This window comes from Rhizobium sp. N731, from assembly GCF_001664145.1.
GTDB classification, from domain to species: Bacteria; Pseudomonadota; Alphaproteobacteria; order Rhizobiales; family Rhizobiaceae; genus Rhizobium; species Rhizobium esperanzae.
This window is the reverse complement of record NZ_CP013604.1, coordinates 1-16492: the sequence shown is the minus strand read 5'-3', so window position 1 is coordinate 16492 and position 16492 is coordinate 1. Positions and strand designations below refer to the sequence as shown.

Below are 16492 nucleotides of genomic sequence, written 5' to 3'. Positions count from 1 at the left end.
GTGTCAGAAGGTCCTGATGAGCTCGATCCCGGCAGGCTCTCACGTCAGGTCAAGGTAACCCGCGAGACGTTCGAAAAGGCCTTCGACGCCTTTGCCGAGGTGAGCCCTGACGAACGCATCCCGTTCAAGGCCGTCGCCTTGAAACGTCAGCGGGCAGCGCCCCTTGGCCCGGGCCGCGAGCGAGATTTCGCCGATTTCGAAGCTGCGCTGCGCTATGCGAGCGATAAAGGGTTCCTGCAGGGTTTCTGTTCCGCAGGCGGTGCAACGCTGTTCAAGGCAAGCAGCGAGGATGATGGTACTGGCGGGGTGGTCATGGCGGCCGCGCTGGTTGCGGATGCGCGCGATCGCGCGAGCGTGCTCGTCACCTTCGAGGCAATCGTTAATGACCAGGAGCGCTTTCGCGATCCCGACGACGTCAATGCCGCGGTGATGCGCGCACAACGCTGCACCTGTCGCATCGTTGTGCGCGATGGTGCCCGGCGTACACGGGGAACGGGTTTCCTGATCGGGCCGCGCCTCGTGCTGACGAACTGGCACGTCGTTCGTTCGCTGTTGGAACCTATGAGCGACGAAGAGGCTGCGGCCGCAGGGCTCGCCCCGGCAGAATCATGGAAGGCTGCCGCCGGCAGCGCGGCAAGGCTCGGCGTGGAATTCGATTTCACGGCACGCGCCGCACAGGCGGGCGGTGTTATCCGCATCGGTGTAATCGAGAACTGGCTGGTCGCGGCAAGCAGTGCCGAAGGATCCGAGCGAACCGGCAGTGAACGTGCCGGCGACTGGCCGGCAGACGGCGCGGATTTCGAGCCGTACGACGATTTCGCCGTGATTGAGATCGCCGAGCCGGCAGGACTGGAGCGGCGCTTTTATGATATCGTCTCCGAAGACCCGCCTATGCCAAGAGGCAATATGGTCCTCCTGCATCACCCGGGCGAATTTTCGATGCGCCTGTCCTACGGAAGTTTCGATCTCGGTCTACCAGCTGCAAACCTTCTCGGCGGCGTTCCCGCGAAGACATCTGCGAGGATCCTTCATAGCGCAAATTCCATCGGCGGCTCATCCGGCGCACCTTGCTTCAATTTCGACATGATGCCGGTGGCGCTGCACCAAGCGGGCGTCACCTATGGCGGCAATTCTGATATCAGCGACGATAACGGCGATCCCGTGCCAAGCGCGAACGTCAATATCGCCATACCGTTGCGCCGTATCCGTGCCAAGGCCGGACCGGCCATCATCGCCCGGATGGGTGCTCTCCAAGCACTTAAACCAGCGCTGTCAAATGGCGATCCATTGATTGGGCGCGGAGAGTTGCAGGAGGCGATTGCGGAGGCAAGCCGGGGCAAGGTCAAGATACTCATCGTTCGCGCCGATCTCGGTGTGGACGGAAAGCCGCTCCAGCGCGTCGGCAAAAGTTTCTCAAGGCGCATCCTGCGGGAATTTCTTGATCTCGCCGAACACGAAATCGTCGAGATCAGCGCCGCAAACCTAATGCAGAACGCGTACCGCACTGCAGCCGCCCTCCTTGAGGCTGTCAGCGCCGGCCGGTCATCCGCCCTGACCCCCGTTGATGACAGCAGCCTACCTGCCGATCGTCAATCGACCGAGATCAACGACGTTGTCATGCGCGTTGCTGGCGAACTAAAGGCTGAGCTCGTCAGGATCGCTGGCCAGCGAACATTGTGGCTCGTCATCGACGAACTTGAAAAACACGCGCTGCCGGACACAACTACGCGAACGCTCCTCGACCGGCTTTATGCAGACGTCTCCGTCGAACCGTCGCTTCGCCTCGTCATGCTCGGCCTGGTTGACGTCGATCTGCCGTCACTGCAAGGCATCAAGGCCAAACGCCTCGAAAAGCCGCTGACGCATCTCGACAGCAGCCGGGTAGCCTCCTGGGTAGGCAATCGAGTTGACGGGCGGTTCGGCTTGCCGGACGTGGCGTGCGAATGCCTTGCCGCCGTCGTCTCGTCGGTCGCAAGCAGCCGGGTCAGCGAGACCTTCAGCATGACGCAGGCCGTCGCCGCGGTTGTCCGCAACGACCTCGACCCCCATCTCAAGAAACGGATGGGTGTATGAACGCAACCAAACATGACACACCCGAAAACGCCGCTCTCGTCCTTCGCCGGCGGGCCGCCGTCGTCGGCACGTTCGATCCGGTGGCTTTCCTGCAGCTGCCGGTCCGCGCGGAGGACAAGGAGGCCTTCGAGGACCGTGTCCTGGCATTCTTATCGCCGATGATGGAAGAGGTCATCGAAGACAAGCGCGTGCTCTGGCGCCTGCGGCCGCAGCCACGGCGCGACACTTTGAGGGAGATGGCCGCCGAGGGGGTACTGGAACAGACCGTCAGGCAAACCAAACCGCAAGTTTCTGATCGCTTCGGCCAAGTCCTGCAGGCAATGTTGAAAAAGGGGGCGGCAGCCGGCGATCCGCGCAAAATGTCGACGGACGACCTGATGTTACAGGCCTTGGCGCTCGATTTCGTCCGTTCCTTGCCGACGGATTGGCCGGTCAGGGAACCGCCGGTAGACCCGCGCGTGATGTTGGCGCGCAAGGCCGAGCGACGCCGGCAGGACTTTGTGGCCCCCCGTAAGCTGTTTGGCCGTGCGCTCGAGGCACATGCCCTCGACCAGTATATTGAAAGCGGCCTTTTGCAGCAGCCACTGGTCGCGCTCCCCAAACCGCCAAGCGACTTCGCACGCCTTCGTCCTCTGCTCGTCACCGGCATAGGCGGCTCGGGCAAGTCGGCTCTTGTCGCCGATTTAATGCGCCGCACCCAGAAAGACGACTGGTCAGGTCCGATCTGCGTCTGGATTGATTTTGACCAGCGCAACGTTGCTCTCGGGGGCGAGCGCGAATGGCTGAACGAGGTTACTCGGCAGATCGGCTTTGCCAGGCCAGCAGCGGCCGAGCGTCTATCGGCGATCCGGAACGCGGCTCGAAACGATCTGCACAGGCTCACTCAAGAGAGCGGCGACGTGGAGCGGCTCTCCGGTACCGAGAGCTTGAACGTTGTTTCATCCATGCGCGAGGAAATGCAACGGGCCTTGGGTGACGGGATGTTTGCCGAACAAACCCTCGTTGTCCTCGTCGATACCTTCGAGGAAGTCCTGGTACGCTCCAATATGAAGGCCCCTTTTCTGGACCAGGAGCCGTTCGGCCTTGTGCTCGAATTCTTGAACTCACTCGAAGTGCTCCGGTGCCACGACGGACGTCCGCTGTTCAAGGATGTAAGGGCGGTAGTCGCTGGCCGAGCGCATCCCTTCCAGGGCGATGATGGTGATGCTGCTCGTTGGTTCGAAGCACGCCTGGAGATCGGCGAGCTCGGTCCCGAGGCCGCGGTCGAGTTCCTGAGGAGCCGTGCAGATCGCCAAATCTTCACACAGGCGCGAAGCCGGCGCCTCGTTGGCGCCATTCCGCGGTTTCCAATCGTGCTCCTGTTGCTCGCTGCGTTTTCGCGCGGGCGCACGGCTGCGGAGATCGAGGAGGCTGCCACGCTTGCCGAAGGCTCAGGGGTTCTTGGTGCCGCATCCAGTACGCGCGTGCTCTATTCCCGCTTTCTGCACCGGTTGAAAGACCATATCGTCACCGATGCTGCCGGGGAGCGGCTGATTTCCAGGGACGACCTTTCCAAACTGGCACATCCGGGACTTGCGCTCACGGTGGTCACGCCCACACTTATCCGGGAGGTCCTTGCCGGTCCGACAGCACTTGGCGCAATCGATGTGCAGAAATCTATAGACCTCTTTGAGGCCCTCTCCCGTGAAGTCTGGCTGGTCGAGCGCTCCGGCGATGACGCAATACGCCACGTTCCTGTCCTCAGGCGCATCATGCTGCCGATGCTCGACAGCGACCTGTCACCGGCGGGAAATTCCGAGATCCCCATGCGCGAGACGGTTCGCGCGGTCCATCGCGCTGCCGCCAACTGGTACCGGGCTGGCGGTGGGGCTGGCGAGCCGGACGCTGCAACTCTCGCAGCCTATCATGACGCCTTCTTGGGCGAGGTCGGTTTACTGCTCACCGATCCCAGCCTGGTGCGCCGCCTGATTGACCTTGCCGGGGAAGACGTCTTCGCGATGCCGCTTGCGGCGCGTGCAATCCTCCGCCGCGAGGACAAATCGGACATCGGGCTGTCCAACCAGGAGACCGCAGCCTTGCCTGTCGACGCGCGCAGAAAGGCTGTTGCGACTCGCCGTGCCGAACGGGCGCGCCTCGGGGTCACATCGAGGCAGGCAGAACGATATGAGCCCATAGGCGATCTGGAGATGGAGCAGCTGGCGCTTATCGATGCGGGTTCCGATGAGCATTCTTACCAAGGCTCCGGCCACGGACGGCAGCTCGACATAGTGGAAGACATTGATACGGCTCGCCGGATCGCAGCCCTGTTTTCCGAGGCCGACTTCGAAGGCGTCGTTCGCTCCGGCCGGAGCGGCGTATTGCGGATGGCGGAGGCTCCCGAGCATGAGCCGCCCCTTGACAAATTGGGCGACTTGACCAGCCACTGGCTTTGGAAATGGGCATTGTCTTGTCTGGCGACTGGCGCCGTCCAGGAAAGCGACCTTCTGTGGGCAACCGAGAGCGCATCCTTCCCTTTTCAGCCATCGTCGCGAAACCCCTTCGCGCTGGGGACCCTCTTGGCGCTTGCCGTTGCGACGGTGGCGCTCGGACGTACCCCGGCTTTCGTCGACCATGCTCCTTATCGCGACGCTATTACCGCCTATCCGGTTCTTGCCTCTGCACCAATCGCGTCCATCCTATCGCTGCGCCTCCATGCGCTGTCGAAGTATTGGAACCCGGCCTTGATGGCCTATCCGCGGAACTATTTTGACGTCCGAGCGGATATCACCCAGGTCGTGGCCATCTGGGGGATGTTGAAGCCAGACGAGCGCGAGGGGTCGACGTTGCTGCAGATCCCTGGCACCCTCTTCAGGCAAATCGACGAATTCCAGAGTGGGCCACCGGCATCGACGGACCTTAAAATCCTGGATGCCCCAGAGGCGTTCTTCCGGGTCTCCAACGAGGGCGTTCCAGCCTATCGTTCCGCACACGGCGGCATGGCCCGGGCGATGGAAACCGTGTTGCGTGGCCGGACCCCGGAGCTTTACGACCCCATCCGGGCGGCGTTGGGAGACGTTGCTGCCGACGACCCCAGCGGGTTTGGCGAAGCCCTCGATGTGATCGCCGCCGGAACGCCTTTCTGGCCATCGGACTGTCACCCGGGCCAACTGTTTTCGACGCGTCACAACCTCAGAGAAATCGACTTTTTTCTCGCGCGACTCGTTGTGTTCCTCGATCTTGCGGGACTGACGCAAGACCTGTTCGCTGCACTCTCGGCAAGCGCCCAGCGCGGACGACGGTTCGTCGCCGTTGCCGGGCTCTTGCATCGCTATGACAGCCTGCTGCGGCTGCCCCGCTTTGACGAGATGGTGGCCGCTGGTGGAGCCTAAAATGCCGACCAGAGCAGGAAGCCGTTTTCCCAATAAGCTCGGCAGCATCAAAGATTGCGCTGCGGCAGGTACCTATGTAGGGCCGCGAAGAAGCCTGCCGATTTCCATGCGGCTCGATTTCCGATGACGAAGAGCGATGTCTTCGCGCGGGTTACGCCGACATTGGCGAGATTCGGTCTTCCACCAGCCCACGCGCGTGCGCCCTGTTGAGAGGGAGACTGCGCGCTCAGAACAAAGAAAACAATATCCGCTTCTCGGCCTTGAACTGTTTGAACGGTCCCAACCCGGTCCCTGACCCACGTCCGAGGCTCGTCTACCCAGCCGTCGAAAACGCGACTGTCGACCAGTTTGTCGCGGAGATTGTCCTGAACGACGACAAATGGCGTGATGACACGTCAATCAGCACCGAACATTCACCCCTTTTGCTTATCCAATTTTGACCCCCCTGTGCTGTAGATCAGCGCTTGGCCTGCCCGGCGCTGGCCGGGGTTGCAGAGGGTAGGCCAAGTGCGGGTGATGATCTTCTTCGACTTTAGATCCCATGAGGAGTGAACAGCGGCCGCCGCTCTGGCAGAGTGAGGTTGCATCAAAACACTCGCTCAGGAGGAGCAGTTTATGGAACCTGCATCCATTCATCCGACCGCTGTCCGCATTGATCTTGGCGCAATTTTTGTATCATTGGAACTGAGCCGATCGACCTGGTTGATCACTTCGCTGTCGCCTGGCAGTGGCGAGAAGATGTCGAAGCACGTAGTGGCCGGTGGCAATGTAGCCGAGCTGCTGGATCGATTTGAGCAGCTACAACAGAAGGCGCGGTTGAGAACAGGGAAGTTATTTCCCATCGTGACGATCCAGGAGGCAGGATTGGACGGCTTCTGGATACACCGCGTGCTGGAGACTCACGGCATCGAAAGTTACGTCGTCGACGCAGCTTCGATCGCGACTTCCCGTCGACGTCGGCGTGCCAAGACCGACAAGATCGATGGAGAGGCTCTGACGCGCACATTGCTTGCATTCAAGCGCGGCGAGCCTCGCGTATGTGCGATGGTCAGAGCGCCAGATCCGAAGGACGAAGATCGACGTCGGATTTGCCGGGAACGCAAAGTTTTGATTGCTGAGCGGGTCAGGCATGTCAATCGCGTGAAGGGGCTACTCTTCGCTCAAGGCGTCAGCGGCTATCAACCGCTCCGTAAGGATCGCCGTCAGCGGCTGGAGGAACTCCAGACCGGAGATGGGCGCGAGTTACCGAAACACCTGAAGGCTCAAATCAATCGCGAACTCGACCGTCTCGAGTTGCTGCTAGAACAGATCGCTGCAGTGGAGAGCGAGCGTAATTCTCTCCTATCGATGGACGAGCAGCCAGCGGTTGAGGCAACCTCGCCCGCAGCGATGCTGCTGTCCTTGAAGGGTGTTGGCGCTGAATTTGCCGCCGTTCTTTGGACCGAAGCCCTGTCCCGGCATTTTGATAATCGGCGGCAGATTGCCGCCTATGCAGGTTTGACACCAACCCCATGGATGAGCGGGACCATCGACCACGAACAGGGTGTCTCAAAGGCAGGAAACCCTCGGCTGCGCACCACGATGATCCAACTGTCTTGGTTGTGGCTACGCAATCAGCCAGCATCAGCGCTTAGCCGTTGGTTTGTGGATCGGGTTCAGTCGAATGGTGGACGCTTAAAAAAAGCCGCGATAGTGGCCCTGGCGCGCAAACTCCTTATCGCACTGTGGAAGTTTGTCACCGCGGGTGTTGTCATCGAGGGGGCTGTCATGAAGACCGCCTGACGACCCCAAAAGATTGCCGAATACACAAATCTTCCAGGACTGATCACTCCTGGCGGATCCAGGTGAGCGAACCGCCTCAAAGTCGGGCTTTAAATGCCGCGCTTTAGATTGGTCCCGTTCTCCTGAGCCTTGCCGCTACGCAAGCGGGATAATGGTGCTGCCGGACAAAACGGCGACCGTATGTGAGTTTGAACCGGTGACGGAAACGTGCCGCGTCAAGCAAAGTGGCTCAGACCATGGGTTCGAAACGAAATTGAAGGGAACAAGCTATGAAACTATGATTGATCTTGACGGCAAAATCCTCATGTGAGCTTTGAGAGCGGTTCTTGAAGCGCCAGGACTCATTGCCGGTCTCGACAATCTCGCAGTGATGGGTCAGGCGGTCGAGAAGTGCCGTCGTCATCTTGGCATCGCCGAACACCGTCGGCCATTCACCGAACGCCAGGTTCGTGGTGACAATGATCGACGTGCGCTCGTAGAGCCTGCTGATCAGATGGAATAGGAGTTGGCCGCCGGCCAGGGCGAAAGGCAGGTAGTCGCGCCCATTGCGCGCGAGGCGCGGCGCGTCGAAGCAAAGAACAGTACCGACTTTGCCGACGGACAATGCAGCCACCAGCTTCTCAGGAGCTGGACGGGCAACCATTCCGCTGGCTGAACGTCTGAGATCATCATCGATGACCTCAACGGTGCGGAAGCCGCGATGCCGCCCGAAGTCAACCAGTTCATATATTGCCGGCGACAGCTCGCAGGATTGTTCTCAACGTGGCCTTTGCTCGACTGCCTTACGTAAACAATGGCTTTCGCTTGTCGCTTTCAATTTGCGATTTCAAACGGCGGAATACCTTAAGTCAGTTGGACTTAACGGGCAGAATCAGCCCAATTTTCAGCTAAGGATTTCATGGTTTACAATTGCAAATGCGGTTAAGGTCTTGGATCAGCGCCACTTCCCAAGGGAGGTGTTGTTCGTCGCGATGCATCGTATGCAAGCAAAATTGTGTCCACCGATAAGCCTTAGTCACTCGCAGCCAGTCTTGACCTGCGGAGATGGCGTCCGATTTTCAGCTGGCGCTTGAATGAAATCCCTAGCTGAAATTCACAACGCCGGATCCCGGGTGCCTGGCAAATCGGCGACGGCGTCGAATTTACGGTTCGTTAACCATTTGAATTAACCACGTTCTTTTGGAATAAGGAATTGAACTTGGCCCTTACTTCCGTCGCACCGAGGGCGTTTTTTTGAGGCAATCACCTCCGATAAGTAATGCTTATCGGAAGTAATTGCTATCACGCCGCAAATCAGTGAAAACGGGACGAAGGACGGGGCGCCGACGACGTTGCGGCTGCCGGATTTTCGCCGTTCAGGAGCTCCTGTGGACATCATCGCCCCGAAATCAGTGCCCGATGGCATTGCAAAGCGCGCCGAAACCCTCGACACCATTGCCGCGGTACTGCCGATCGACCGGCGCGACAAGCTCGCCGAGATCCTTACCGACCAGGACGTTGAGACGCTCAAACACCTGGTCAACGAAGGCATGGGTGACAACACCCTGCGGGCGCTGGCCTCCGACCTCGGCTACCTCGAAGCCTGGTGCCTGGCGGCGACCGGCAGCGCCCTGCCCTGGCCGGCGCCGGAAGCGCTGCTGCTGAAATTCGTCGCCAATCATCTGTGGGACCCGGCGCGGCGCGAAACCGATCCCGAGCACGGCATGCCGGCCGCAGTCGGCCAGGCCTTGAGGGACGGCGGTCTTCTTCGATCGACCGGGCCGCACGCGCCGGCGACCGTCGGACGACGGCTCGCCAACTGGTCGACGCTGACCAAATGGCGCGGTCTCGACGGCGCCTTCGCCTCCCCTGCCCTCAAATCAGCCATTCGTCTGGCGATCCGAGCCGCGCCAAGACAACGTCTTCGCAAGAGCGCCAAGGCGGTGACATCAGATGTTTTGGCCAAACTGCTGGCCACCTGCGGCGGCAACAATCTGCGCGATCTCCGCGATCGGGCGATCCTGATGGTCGCCTTCGCGTCCGGCGGCCGCCGGCGCAGCGAAGTCGCTGGCCTGCGCAAGGAGCAGCTGACCATCGAGCCGCCCGTTGCCGGCGAGGACGGCAGCCCCCTGCCCTCGCTGTCCATCCATCTCGGCCGAACCAAGAATTCCGGCGCCGGTCAGGACGAGGTCGTCTACCTCACCGGGCGGCCGGTGGAGGCGCTGAATGCGTGGCTGGCGGCCGCGAAGATTAGCAGCGGTAGCGTGTTTCGGGGGATCGATCGCTGGGGCCATGTTTCGCGCCGGGCGCTCGATCCGAAGGCGGTCAATGATATCGTCAAGCGGCGGGTGAAAATGGCCGGGCTCGAGCCCGGGGAGTTTTCGGTGCACGGGTTGAGGTCCGGCTATCTGACTGAGGCCGCCAATCGCGGCATTCCCCTGCCCGAAGCCATGGAGCAGTCACGTCATCGTTCGGTTCAGCAGGCATCAAGCTATTACAATAGTGCAACCCGTCGAAGCGGCCGGGCCTCTCGGATGCTATAATTAGATGCCGCTAAACGTCCACCACCGTTCTGGCCGGCATCCGCAACACCCATGTAGCCCCTCTTCGCCAAAAAGAAGCCGTGCTCCCCGAGCACATGATCGCCATACTCGAAACGCTCGATAGGGGAACTCCGCGCGGCATGCGGGATCGGGCGATACTGCTGATCGGCTTTGCCGGCGGCCTGCGCCGCTCCGAGATCGTCGGGCTGGATTGCGGCCGCGACCAGACCGAAGGCGGCTGCGGCTGGGTCGAGACGCTTGCCAAGGGCCTGCTCGTCACCCTGCTCGGCTGAGGTCGACTTGCGGTATGTCCAAAAACAGCTCGGTCATACCAGCGCGGAAATGACCCGCAAGTATCACCTGCGCCGTGACCGTTTCCGGATCAAACTCACCAAGGCATCGGGCCTTTAATGGCAACAATCAGAGCTGTGCCAAGGGGCAGCGGCCGCTGATCTGCCTTTTGGCGATCGCAGCAAGTTGACCCCTACCCAACTGCGACGTCGTTGCCTTTCGGCAGCGTATCTTCAAACCGTTCGTGCTGCGGGCCTTCCAAGATGACCGCCTCGATATTGTCGCAAGACATGACTTGAAGACGCAAAGGGATGTTGTTGCCGGCCCGATCTGGTTCATGAGCCAGCCGACACAGTGGGCTTCCTCCCCTGGCGCATGCTCATGGCAAGCCATCACCTGGCCGGTGCCTTTCAGCGATTCCGGCTCGGCGATGGTGCGGACAAGAGCCTGATGCAGTTCTTGACTATAGCCATTCGGAATATCATGAGGGTTCGTGGACACCTTCCAAGGGCACTTGGCACACTGCTTAACTCGCCTCAGTTTCCAGCTCATCCGAAATTCCTATCGTTATCGTTAGCCGGTTTTTACAACCGTGAGCGCGTTCTTCCAACACCCTTCCACCAACTCGAATGATTTCGAACATCGCTCTCCCCTCCCCTGCTCCGTGTGAAGCCATTAGGTCAAAGTTCGGCGCCAGTTTTTCAGCTTAGCGCTTCAACTGAAAACGGGAAGTAAAAGCCACCTCGGCAGCGATTGATTTCAGCGCGCAAATCAGTGGTCGGCCGTCCTGGATGACCGGACTCCCCGAGACAGAATTCGGCCGCCCCAGTTGGCCCGCATGATCCCGACCCCTTCTTGCCGCATGATGCGCCGGCGTCCTCCTGCGGCCCCCTGCTCTCGCGACATCTCCAAAACCGTTGTTTTCCGGCCTTTCCGCCACAGGAGCCCGCTGGCGCGGGTTTGTCAGTGCGGACGCTCCGTTGCTTATCTCGGGTGGCGATTTGAGTCTGGTGGGCCGCTATTTGACACTTAAAACACGCTTGCAACTGTTCGATTTCTAACGCATGCCTTATCTGTACAAACTACTTCGAGACAGGGCCGTTACAAGCGCGATGGCAAAGCCACAAACATTTGACAACCAACAATCTCCCAAGCGGCTGATCGGTTATGCCCGGGTGTCGACGGATGAACAGGTCCACGATGCCCAGTTGGACGAGCTGCGTGCAGCCGGCTGCGATCGGATCCATCAGGAGCATGGTTCCGGAGCATCGCGGGCTCGACCGGTGCTGACGCGATTACTCGCTGAGCTTAGCGCCGGCGACGTCCTCATTGTCGTGCGCCTCGATCGACTGGCCCGATCCGTCAGTCATCTCTTGTCGGTGATCGAGGACCTCGAGGCCCGCGGCGCGCATTTCCGGTCGATCCGCGATCCAATCGATACGTCGACCCCGCAGGGCATGTTTTCCCTTCAGGTCCTCGGCGCCGTCGCGCAGCTCGAGCGGGCGCTAATCGCCGAGCGTACCAAAGCCGGCATTAAGGCGGCGAAGGCACGCGGCAGGCTTCCTGGAAATCCGGGTCTGCGAGAACGACGGCCGGAGGCGATCAAGGCAATCTCGCAGGCACGGGAGAAACTCTATCTCGATGAACTCATTGCATCGGCGCAGACGTGGCTGCCGATGGTGCGTCAACTCCGGCCGCAGCACAGTTGGGACAATGTCGTGCGGGTTCTCAATCGCCGTGGCCACGACTGGACCGTCGAACGCCTTCGTCGCGCTGTTCATCGCATGGTACGCGAAAAGCTCGCGGAGAAGGAACTCCTTGCTCGATCCCCTCGCCGCGCTCCCGAAGACTATCTGATGAAGCTGGTGGCGGCAATTGCCATTGCCGATCCCAAACTGTCGCTGCGCGACATTGCCGCGCAACTGGACCAGATGGGAGAACGGCCCGTGCGCAGCGGCAGGAAGTGGCAACCGTCCTCGGTGCGGGTCCTGCTGGACGAAGCCCACAGATTTGGCCTCATTCGCCGTTGAGGGCATGGTTCATCCGACGCCCGATGGCAGAGAGTCTTTTCTTGTCGCTATTCGACTGCATAACCGTCAAGCGCCAGGACCGCTAGTCGCTATCGCTCCGCGGTTTCAGCTCAGCGCCTACACTCGCCCGCGGAGCCGGCTTCCTCCGCCTGCTCGCCCCCTCCCCCGGAACGTGCTGAAGGCTTCAGCCGCGGTGATTATGATCCGCAGAGGCGCGCGGGCCATGACCCTCGGTGGCGCGGGTAAAAGCAGAGGACAGCCCCTCCCCTCGCTACCAAAAAGCCGTCTCGGCTGCACGAAGAATTCGGGCGCGAGCCGGGACTCAGTCAAACAGTATTTGTTTCTTTTACAATCCGTCCGCGTTTCGGCGTTCTTTCAAGGATGCTCGACAATTTGATTGAGCCATTTGTCCGCGCCGCCAGCTATATTTCCTACAAGAATGACTACGGCCGAAAATCTGCAAATATTCGTTTTACGACCAGCAAATTTCCACTGTCCTCGAAGCCTGGGAGGTCTTCGTCCTGAAGCATCCTGCGGAGACCGCCGTTAAGATTACAAAGCAATGTCTCCTTTCAGTCGTGACAAACACCGCCATTGTTCGTTCGAACACGAAGCCGCTCAATCGGCTCCGTGCATCAACTGACCTTACTACACCAGCCGCATCGAAGGGCTGTCGGCCATTCTACCCGTGCAACCATGACCAATGCCCTTAGAACGTCATGTACGATCAAAAATGACCGCCAAGACCCTGCGACCCATGGCGGCGACAGGACGGTACCTATCTCTACACAACCGATCTTGTGAGAGGTCGCGCGAGGAGCGGGTCATGCGACGTCCATAGTAGCGCCCGAAAATGTCGTTTCTTTTCAGAGTGTTGGAGCTGTGGTCAGCTGACCACCGGAAAAGCAGCTGTTGGCAGTGCGTCCACCCCAAAAAACTTGCTGGCCCACGACAGCAGAGTCTGGCGAAAAACCTCGATCAGTGGACCCGCTGACCTAGCACTCGATCCTCTCCGGCGGCGACTAGATGTGGAGCCTCAACAGGTTGTCCTGGGTAAGAGCGAGCCTAGTGATTGGTGGTTTTGAGTTTAGACTTCCGTGAGGCCTGTGCCAATTGTAGCGATGAAGCCATCGTGGCAGTTCGGCGGCGCGCATGTCCGAGTTGGGATAGGCGACGGCGTAGGCCCACTCTCTGAGGGCGGTCTGGATGAAGCGTTCGGCCTTTCCGTTGGTTTTAGGCGTATATGGTCTGGTGCGGACGTGCTTGAGGCCGTTGTCGCGACAAGCTTGGCCGAATGGCTTTGATGTGTAGCAGGGACCATTGTCGGTCATGACGCGCTCGACCGCGATCCCGAGGCTGGCATAATAGGCCAATGCCGCCTTCAAGAAGGCCACGGCGCTTTCTTTCGTCTCGTCCGGCAATATCTGTGAGAAAGCGATGCGAGAGGCATCGTCGATGGCCACATGAACGCATTCCCAACCGGCGCCCCAACTCTTGCCTCTGCGCGAACTCTGGCGAGTGCGATCGCCGGTGATGCGGTGGCCGACCTCATGAAACCGGCCGAGCTTCTTGATGTCGATATGAATCATCTCGCCGGGAGCCTGGCGTTCATAACGACGCACAGGCTCGGCCGGCTCGATATCCTTGAGGCGGGAGAGGCCTGCGCGCTTGAGAACCCGGCTCACCGTCGCTGCAGATACACCGGTTTCGATCGCGATGTGCTTGCCAGTCAGGCGCTGGCGGCGAAGCGTGATGATGCGCTCCGCCAGCGCCTGACTGGTCTGCCGGGGCATGGCATGAGGTCGGGAGGAACGATCGAGCATCGCCTCTCGACCACCGGCCTTGAAACGCTCGACCCAACGGGCGACGATCTTGGCCGCGACGCCATAGGCCTGTGCTGCCTGAGCCTGGGTCAGATGCCCTTCGATAACAGCAAGCGCCATTTGTTCCCGGCGCAACGGCGTCAGTCGGGCATTCTTATGAATGTTCATTCGCGGCGATCCTTCCGACTCGAGGTGTGATAGCTCCAGTCTCCTAAATCCGCTTTGAATGGACAACCTCCCGAAAGCTCACAACTAGAGCCTGCGCGCTCCGAGTACGCCAAGTGGCGGAAACGCGAAGCTTTCATCTCGCGCAGCGTTGGAGCCGGTTGCGGCAATGGTATCTGCATCACTTGCCCGGGTCTGGTCCGAGCGATGAGTGCGGCCGGAAGTGGTTGTAATCGTCGGCCCAGCAATGGCGCTTCGGGCATAATCGCAGCCGAGGAACAGGCTTTGGTTGACCATCTCGTCCCGCATCCGGCCGTTGAAGCTCTCGACATTAGCGTTTTGCATCGGCTTCCCGGCGTGATGCCGTGCGACTCGACCCTATGATCCTTCGACCTGGCAAGGATGGCATTCGAGGTGAATTCCGTGCCGTTGTCGGAGACGATCATCCCCGGTTTGCCGCGCCGTTCGATGAGGACCGACAGTTCGCGAGCGACGCGACGACGCAAGATCGAGGTGTCCGGGATCGCCGCCAGGCATTCGCGGGTCACGTCTTCGACGAAGTTGAGCACGCGAAACCGCCTTCCGCAAGCGAACTGGTCGTGAACGAGATTCAGCGAGCATCGGGCATTGGCCTTCGCTTCGACCAGGATCGGGCCACGCGTGCCAACAGCGTGCCGCCCCGGCTTTTCTGCTTGCGAACGGAAAGTCCTTCTTCGCGATAGAGCCCGTAGATGCGGTCGACCCCAACGGCGCTCCCTCCCGCCGAAGCCGCCGGTCGCCGAAACGCCATCGCTCATTGGCGAGGTCGCGCAATAGGGCGACTTCTTTATGATGTGGGCGCGCCTGCCCGACCAACGCTTCGATCTTTTGTCGCGCGTCATGCATGACCATGCACTCATCGGCGGCTCTAAACTGCGTGATGTCGTAGAGACAGTTCGGTTCTGCGACACCCAAACGATCGAGCTGCGCGAGCGCGCCGACCGTCCGGCGCGGCAGGCAACGTTGTGCCTGCGCTTCGGCCAGGCGACGATCAGGCGACCGCAAAACCTGCGCGAAGAAGGGCTGCCCGACGGGGTTAGGCTCAGTTGGGTCGAGGTCGTCGAACCGGACGCACCCGACGGTGTCGAGCCCTTGCATTGGCTGCTCTTGACCACCCATGCGCTCTCCGGTGCGACTGACGCCTGGCAGATCGTCGCTTGGTACAAGCAGCGCTGGATGATCGAGCAGTTCTTCCGGGTGATGAAGACGCAGGGCTTCAAGATCGAGGACAGCCAATTGCAGTTAGCGGCGCGGCTGGAAAAGCTCGTCGCCATCGCCGCCAAGGCCGCGGCAATCGTCCTCCAACTCGTGCAGGACCGCAGTGGCGGCGATCCTCACCCGGCAAGCCTGGCAGTCAGTCCCCAGGAGATCAACACGCTCGCCGCCCTCGAAAGCCGCTTCAAGGGCAAGACCAAGCTGCAATCCAATCCCCATCCCAAAGCTTCGCTCGCTTGGGCCGCTTGGATCATCGCCAAACTCAGCGACTGGAACGGCTATGCCTCCTCCAAGCCGCCTGGACCCATCACCTTCTTCAACAGACTCAAATACTGTGCCGATGGCTGGGCCTTGCGAGATAGGTATATGCCTCAGTCGTTCGGTGGAGAAATGTTCCACTGGATCATTTGCTTTTGGTCACGAACAAAATCCAGCGACCAGCGGGCAGAGCCTTCGCGTTGGCCAGGATCGGTGCGCGCGTGCCTGCAAGTTCGCTTACGGAAGGGGGGTTCGCGTGCTCAACATCGTCCATGACGCGACGCGAGAATGCCTCGCGGCGATCCCCGGACACCTCGATCTCCGGTCGTCGCCTCGCTCGAGAGCTGACGACGCTGATCGAATGGCGCGGCAAACTCGCAATGATCTCTCCGACAACGGCACCAAACTCACCTCGAATGCCATTCTTGCCTGGTCAAAAGACCATAGGGTCGAGTGGCTCATTGCGTCACCTCGCCCAAGATAGCGGTTGATGAATTCTCCCAGTGTTGTGGAAGTGCCGCCGCGAAGCAGCCCCGTAGATTCCGGCGCTGCGGATGGCAGCAGGTAGTTGTTCCTATTGCGTCCTATCCATGCGGCGCCATCGCCCATTCGCGATTAGCCGGCACAGCCGGCCGCCTTGCGATTTGCTCGCCGCGCCGGTGCCAATGAATTGATGAAAGGCGGCTGCCATTTCGTGCGAAGACTTCGCTCCTGGTCTAGTTCGTGCGCGACCTTGGGCGCGTTCGTATTGAGATCACGGTCTACTGTTCCCCTAAGAGGCGTCATTTGGCTCGGGAGCCAGACGGTAACCGGCACAATGCCTGCGACAAGCCGCCTTTGAAAGTTGGTGTTTTCCAAGGGGTTAGCTTGGTGGTCAGCTGACCACAACCGAAATCCTCAACGGCAGGAATAACGATCAGCCGCAC

The 16492-nt window shown here is 60.3% G+C and carries 9 protein-coding genes and 3 pseudogenes; 8 read left to right on the top strand and 4 right to left on the bottom strand.

Going from position 1 to position 16492, the window contains the following annotated elements:
- On the top strand, positions 1 to 2073 hold the full coding sequence (locus tag AMK02_RS23330) for a trypsin-like serine peptidase (protein ID WP_016737366.1): 2073 nt from the start codon (positions 1 to 3) through the stop codon (positions 2071 to 2073).
- Positions 2070 to 5441: an AAA family ATPase gene (locus AMK02_RS23325; protein ID WP_016737365.1), complete on the top strand. Its 3372-nt coding sequence runs from the start codon at positions 2070 to 2072 to the stop codon at positions 5439 to 5441. The genes AMK02_RS23330 and AMK02_RS23325 overlap by 4 nt, the downstream gene beginning before the upstream one ends.
- Positions 5442 to 5488: 47 nt before the next feature.
- Here the strand turns inward: AMK02_RS23325 and AMK02_RS30385 are convergent, their stop codons facing one another.
- Positions 5489 to 5830 carry an AAA domain-containing protein gene (locus tag AMK02_RS30385; RefSeq protein WP_080956186.1) on the bottom strand — a complete coding sequence of 114 codons (342 nt, stop codon included), beginning with the start codon at positions 5828 to 5830 and terminating at the stop codon, positions 5489 to 5491.
- Between the two features lie 226 nt (positions 5831 to 6056).
- Between AMK02_RS30385 and AMK02_RS23320 the strand changes: the two genes are divergently transcribed.
- A complete protein-coding gene (locus AMK02_RS23320; RefSeq protein WP_011053406.1) occupies positions 6057 to 7223 on the top strand; it encodes an IS110-like element ISRel9 family transposase in 1167 nt (388 codons plus the stop codon).
- Between the two features lie 229 nt (positions 7224 to 7452).
- On the opposite strand, the gene AMK02_RS32220 is transcribed toward AMK02_RS23320, so the two are convergent.
- Positions 7453 to 7965 (bottom strand): ATP-binding protein, encoded by a 513-nt coding sequence (locus AMK02_RS32220; protein ID WP_080956182.1) that lies wholly within the window; start codon positions 7963 to 7965, stop codon positions 7453 to 7455.
- 625 nt (positions 7966 to 8590) lie between these two features.
- Here AMK02_RS32220 and AMK02_RS23310 point away from each other — a divergent pair.
- The 3 genes and pseudogenes from AMK02_RS23310 to AMK02_RS23300 all read left to right on the top strand — a co-directional run bounded on the left by AMK02_RS23310 (position 8591) and on the right by AMK02_RS23300 (position 12066).
- Positions 8591 to 9745, top strand: coding sequence for a site-specific integrase (locus tag AMK02_RS23310; RefSeq protein ID WP_016737363.1), 1155 nt, complete (start codon positions 8591 to 8593; stop codon positions 9743 to 9745).
- 23 nt (positions 9746 to 9768) lie between these two features.
- Positions 9769 to 10156 (top strand): annotated as a pseudogene (locus AMK02_RS30375) (hypothetical protein); the annotation flags it as partial.
- A gap of 992 nt (positions 10157 to 11148) precedes the next feature.
- Positions 11149 to 12066 carry a recombinase family protein gene (locus tag AMK02_RS23300; RefSeq protein WP_029532324.1) on the top strand — a complete coding sequence of 306 codons (918 nt, stop codon included), beginning with the start codon at positions 11149 to 11151 and terminating at the stop codon, positions 12064 to 12066.
- Between the two features lie 1022 nt (positions 12067 to 13088).
- Here AMK02_RS23300 and AMK02_RS23295 read toward each other — a convergent pair.
- Together AMK02_RS23295 and AMK02_RS31340 are read right to left on the bottom strand one after the other, a co-directional pair.
- A complete protein-coding gene (locus tag AMK02_RS23295) occupies positions 13089 to 14057 on the bottom strand; it encodes an IS481-like element ISRel2 family transposase (protein WP_016737360.1) in 969 nt (322 codons plus the stop codon).
- Positions 14058 to 14141: 84 nt separating this feature from the next.
- A pseudogene (locus AMK02_RS31340) lies at positions 14142 to 14867 on the bottom strand (integrase core domain-containing protein); the annotation flags it as partial.
- 15 nt (positions 14868 to 14882) lie between these two features.
- Between AMK02_RS31340 and AMK02_RS23285 the strand changes: the two are divergent.
- Both AMK02_RS23285 and AMK02_RS31335 read left to right on the top strand, forming a co-directional pair.
- Positions 14883 to 15842: a transposase gene (locus AMK02_RS23285; RefSeq protein ID WP_016737358.1), complete on the top strand. Its 960-nt coding sequence runs from the start codon at positions 14883 to 14885 to the stop codon at positions 15840 to 15842.
- Positions 15796 to 16038, top strand: a pseudogene (locus tag AMK02_RS31335) (integrase catalytic domain-containing protein); the annotation flags it as partial. The gene AMK02_RS23285 and the pseudogene AMK02_RS31335, both read left to right, overlap by 47 nt.
- Between the last annotated feature and the right edge of the window lie 454 nt (positions 16039 to 16492).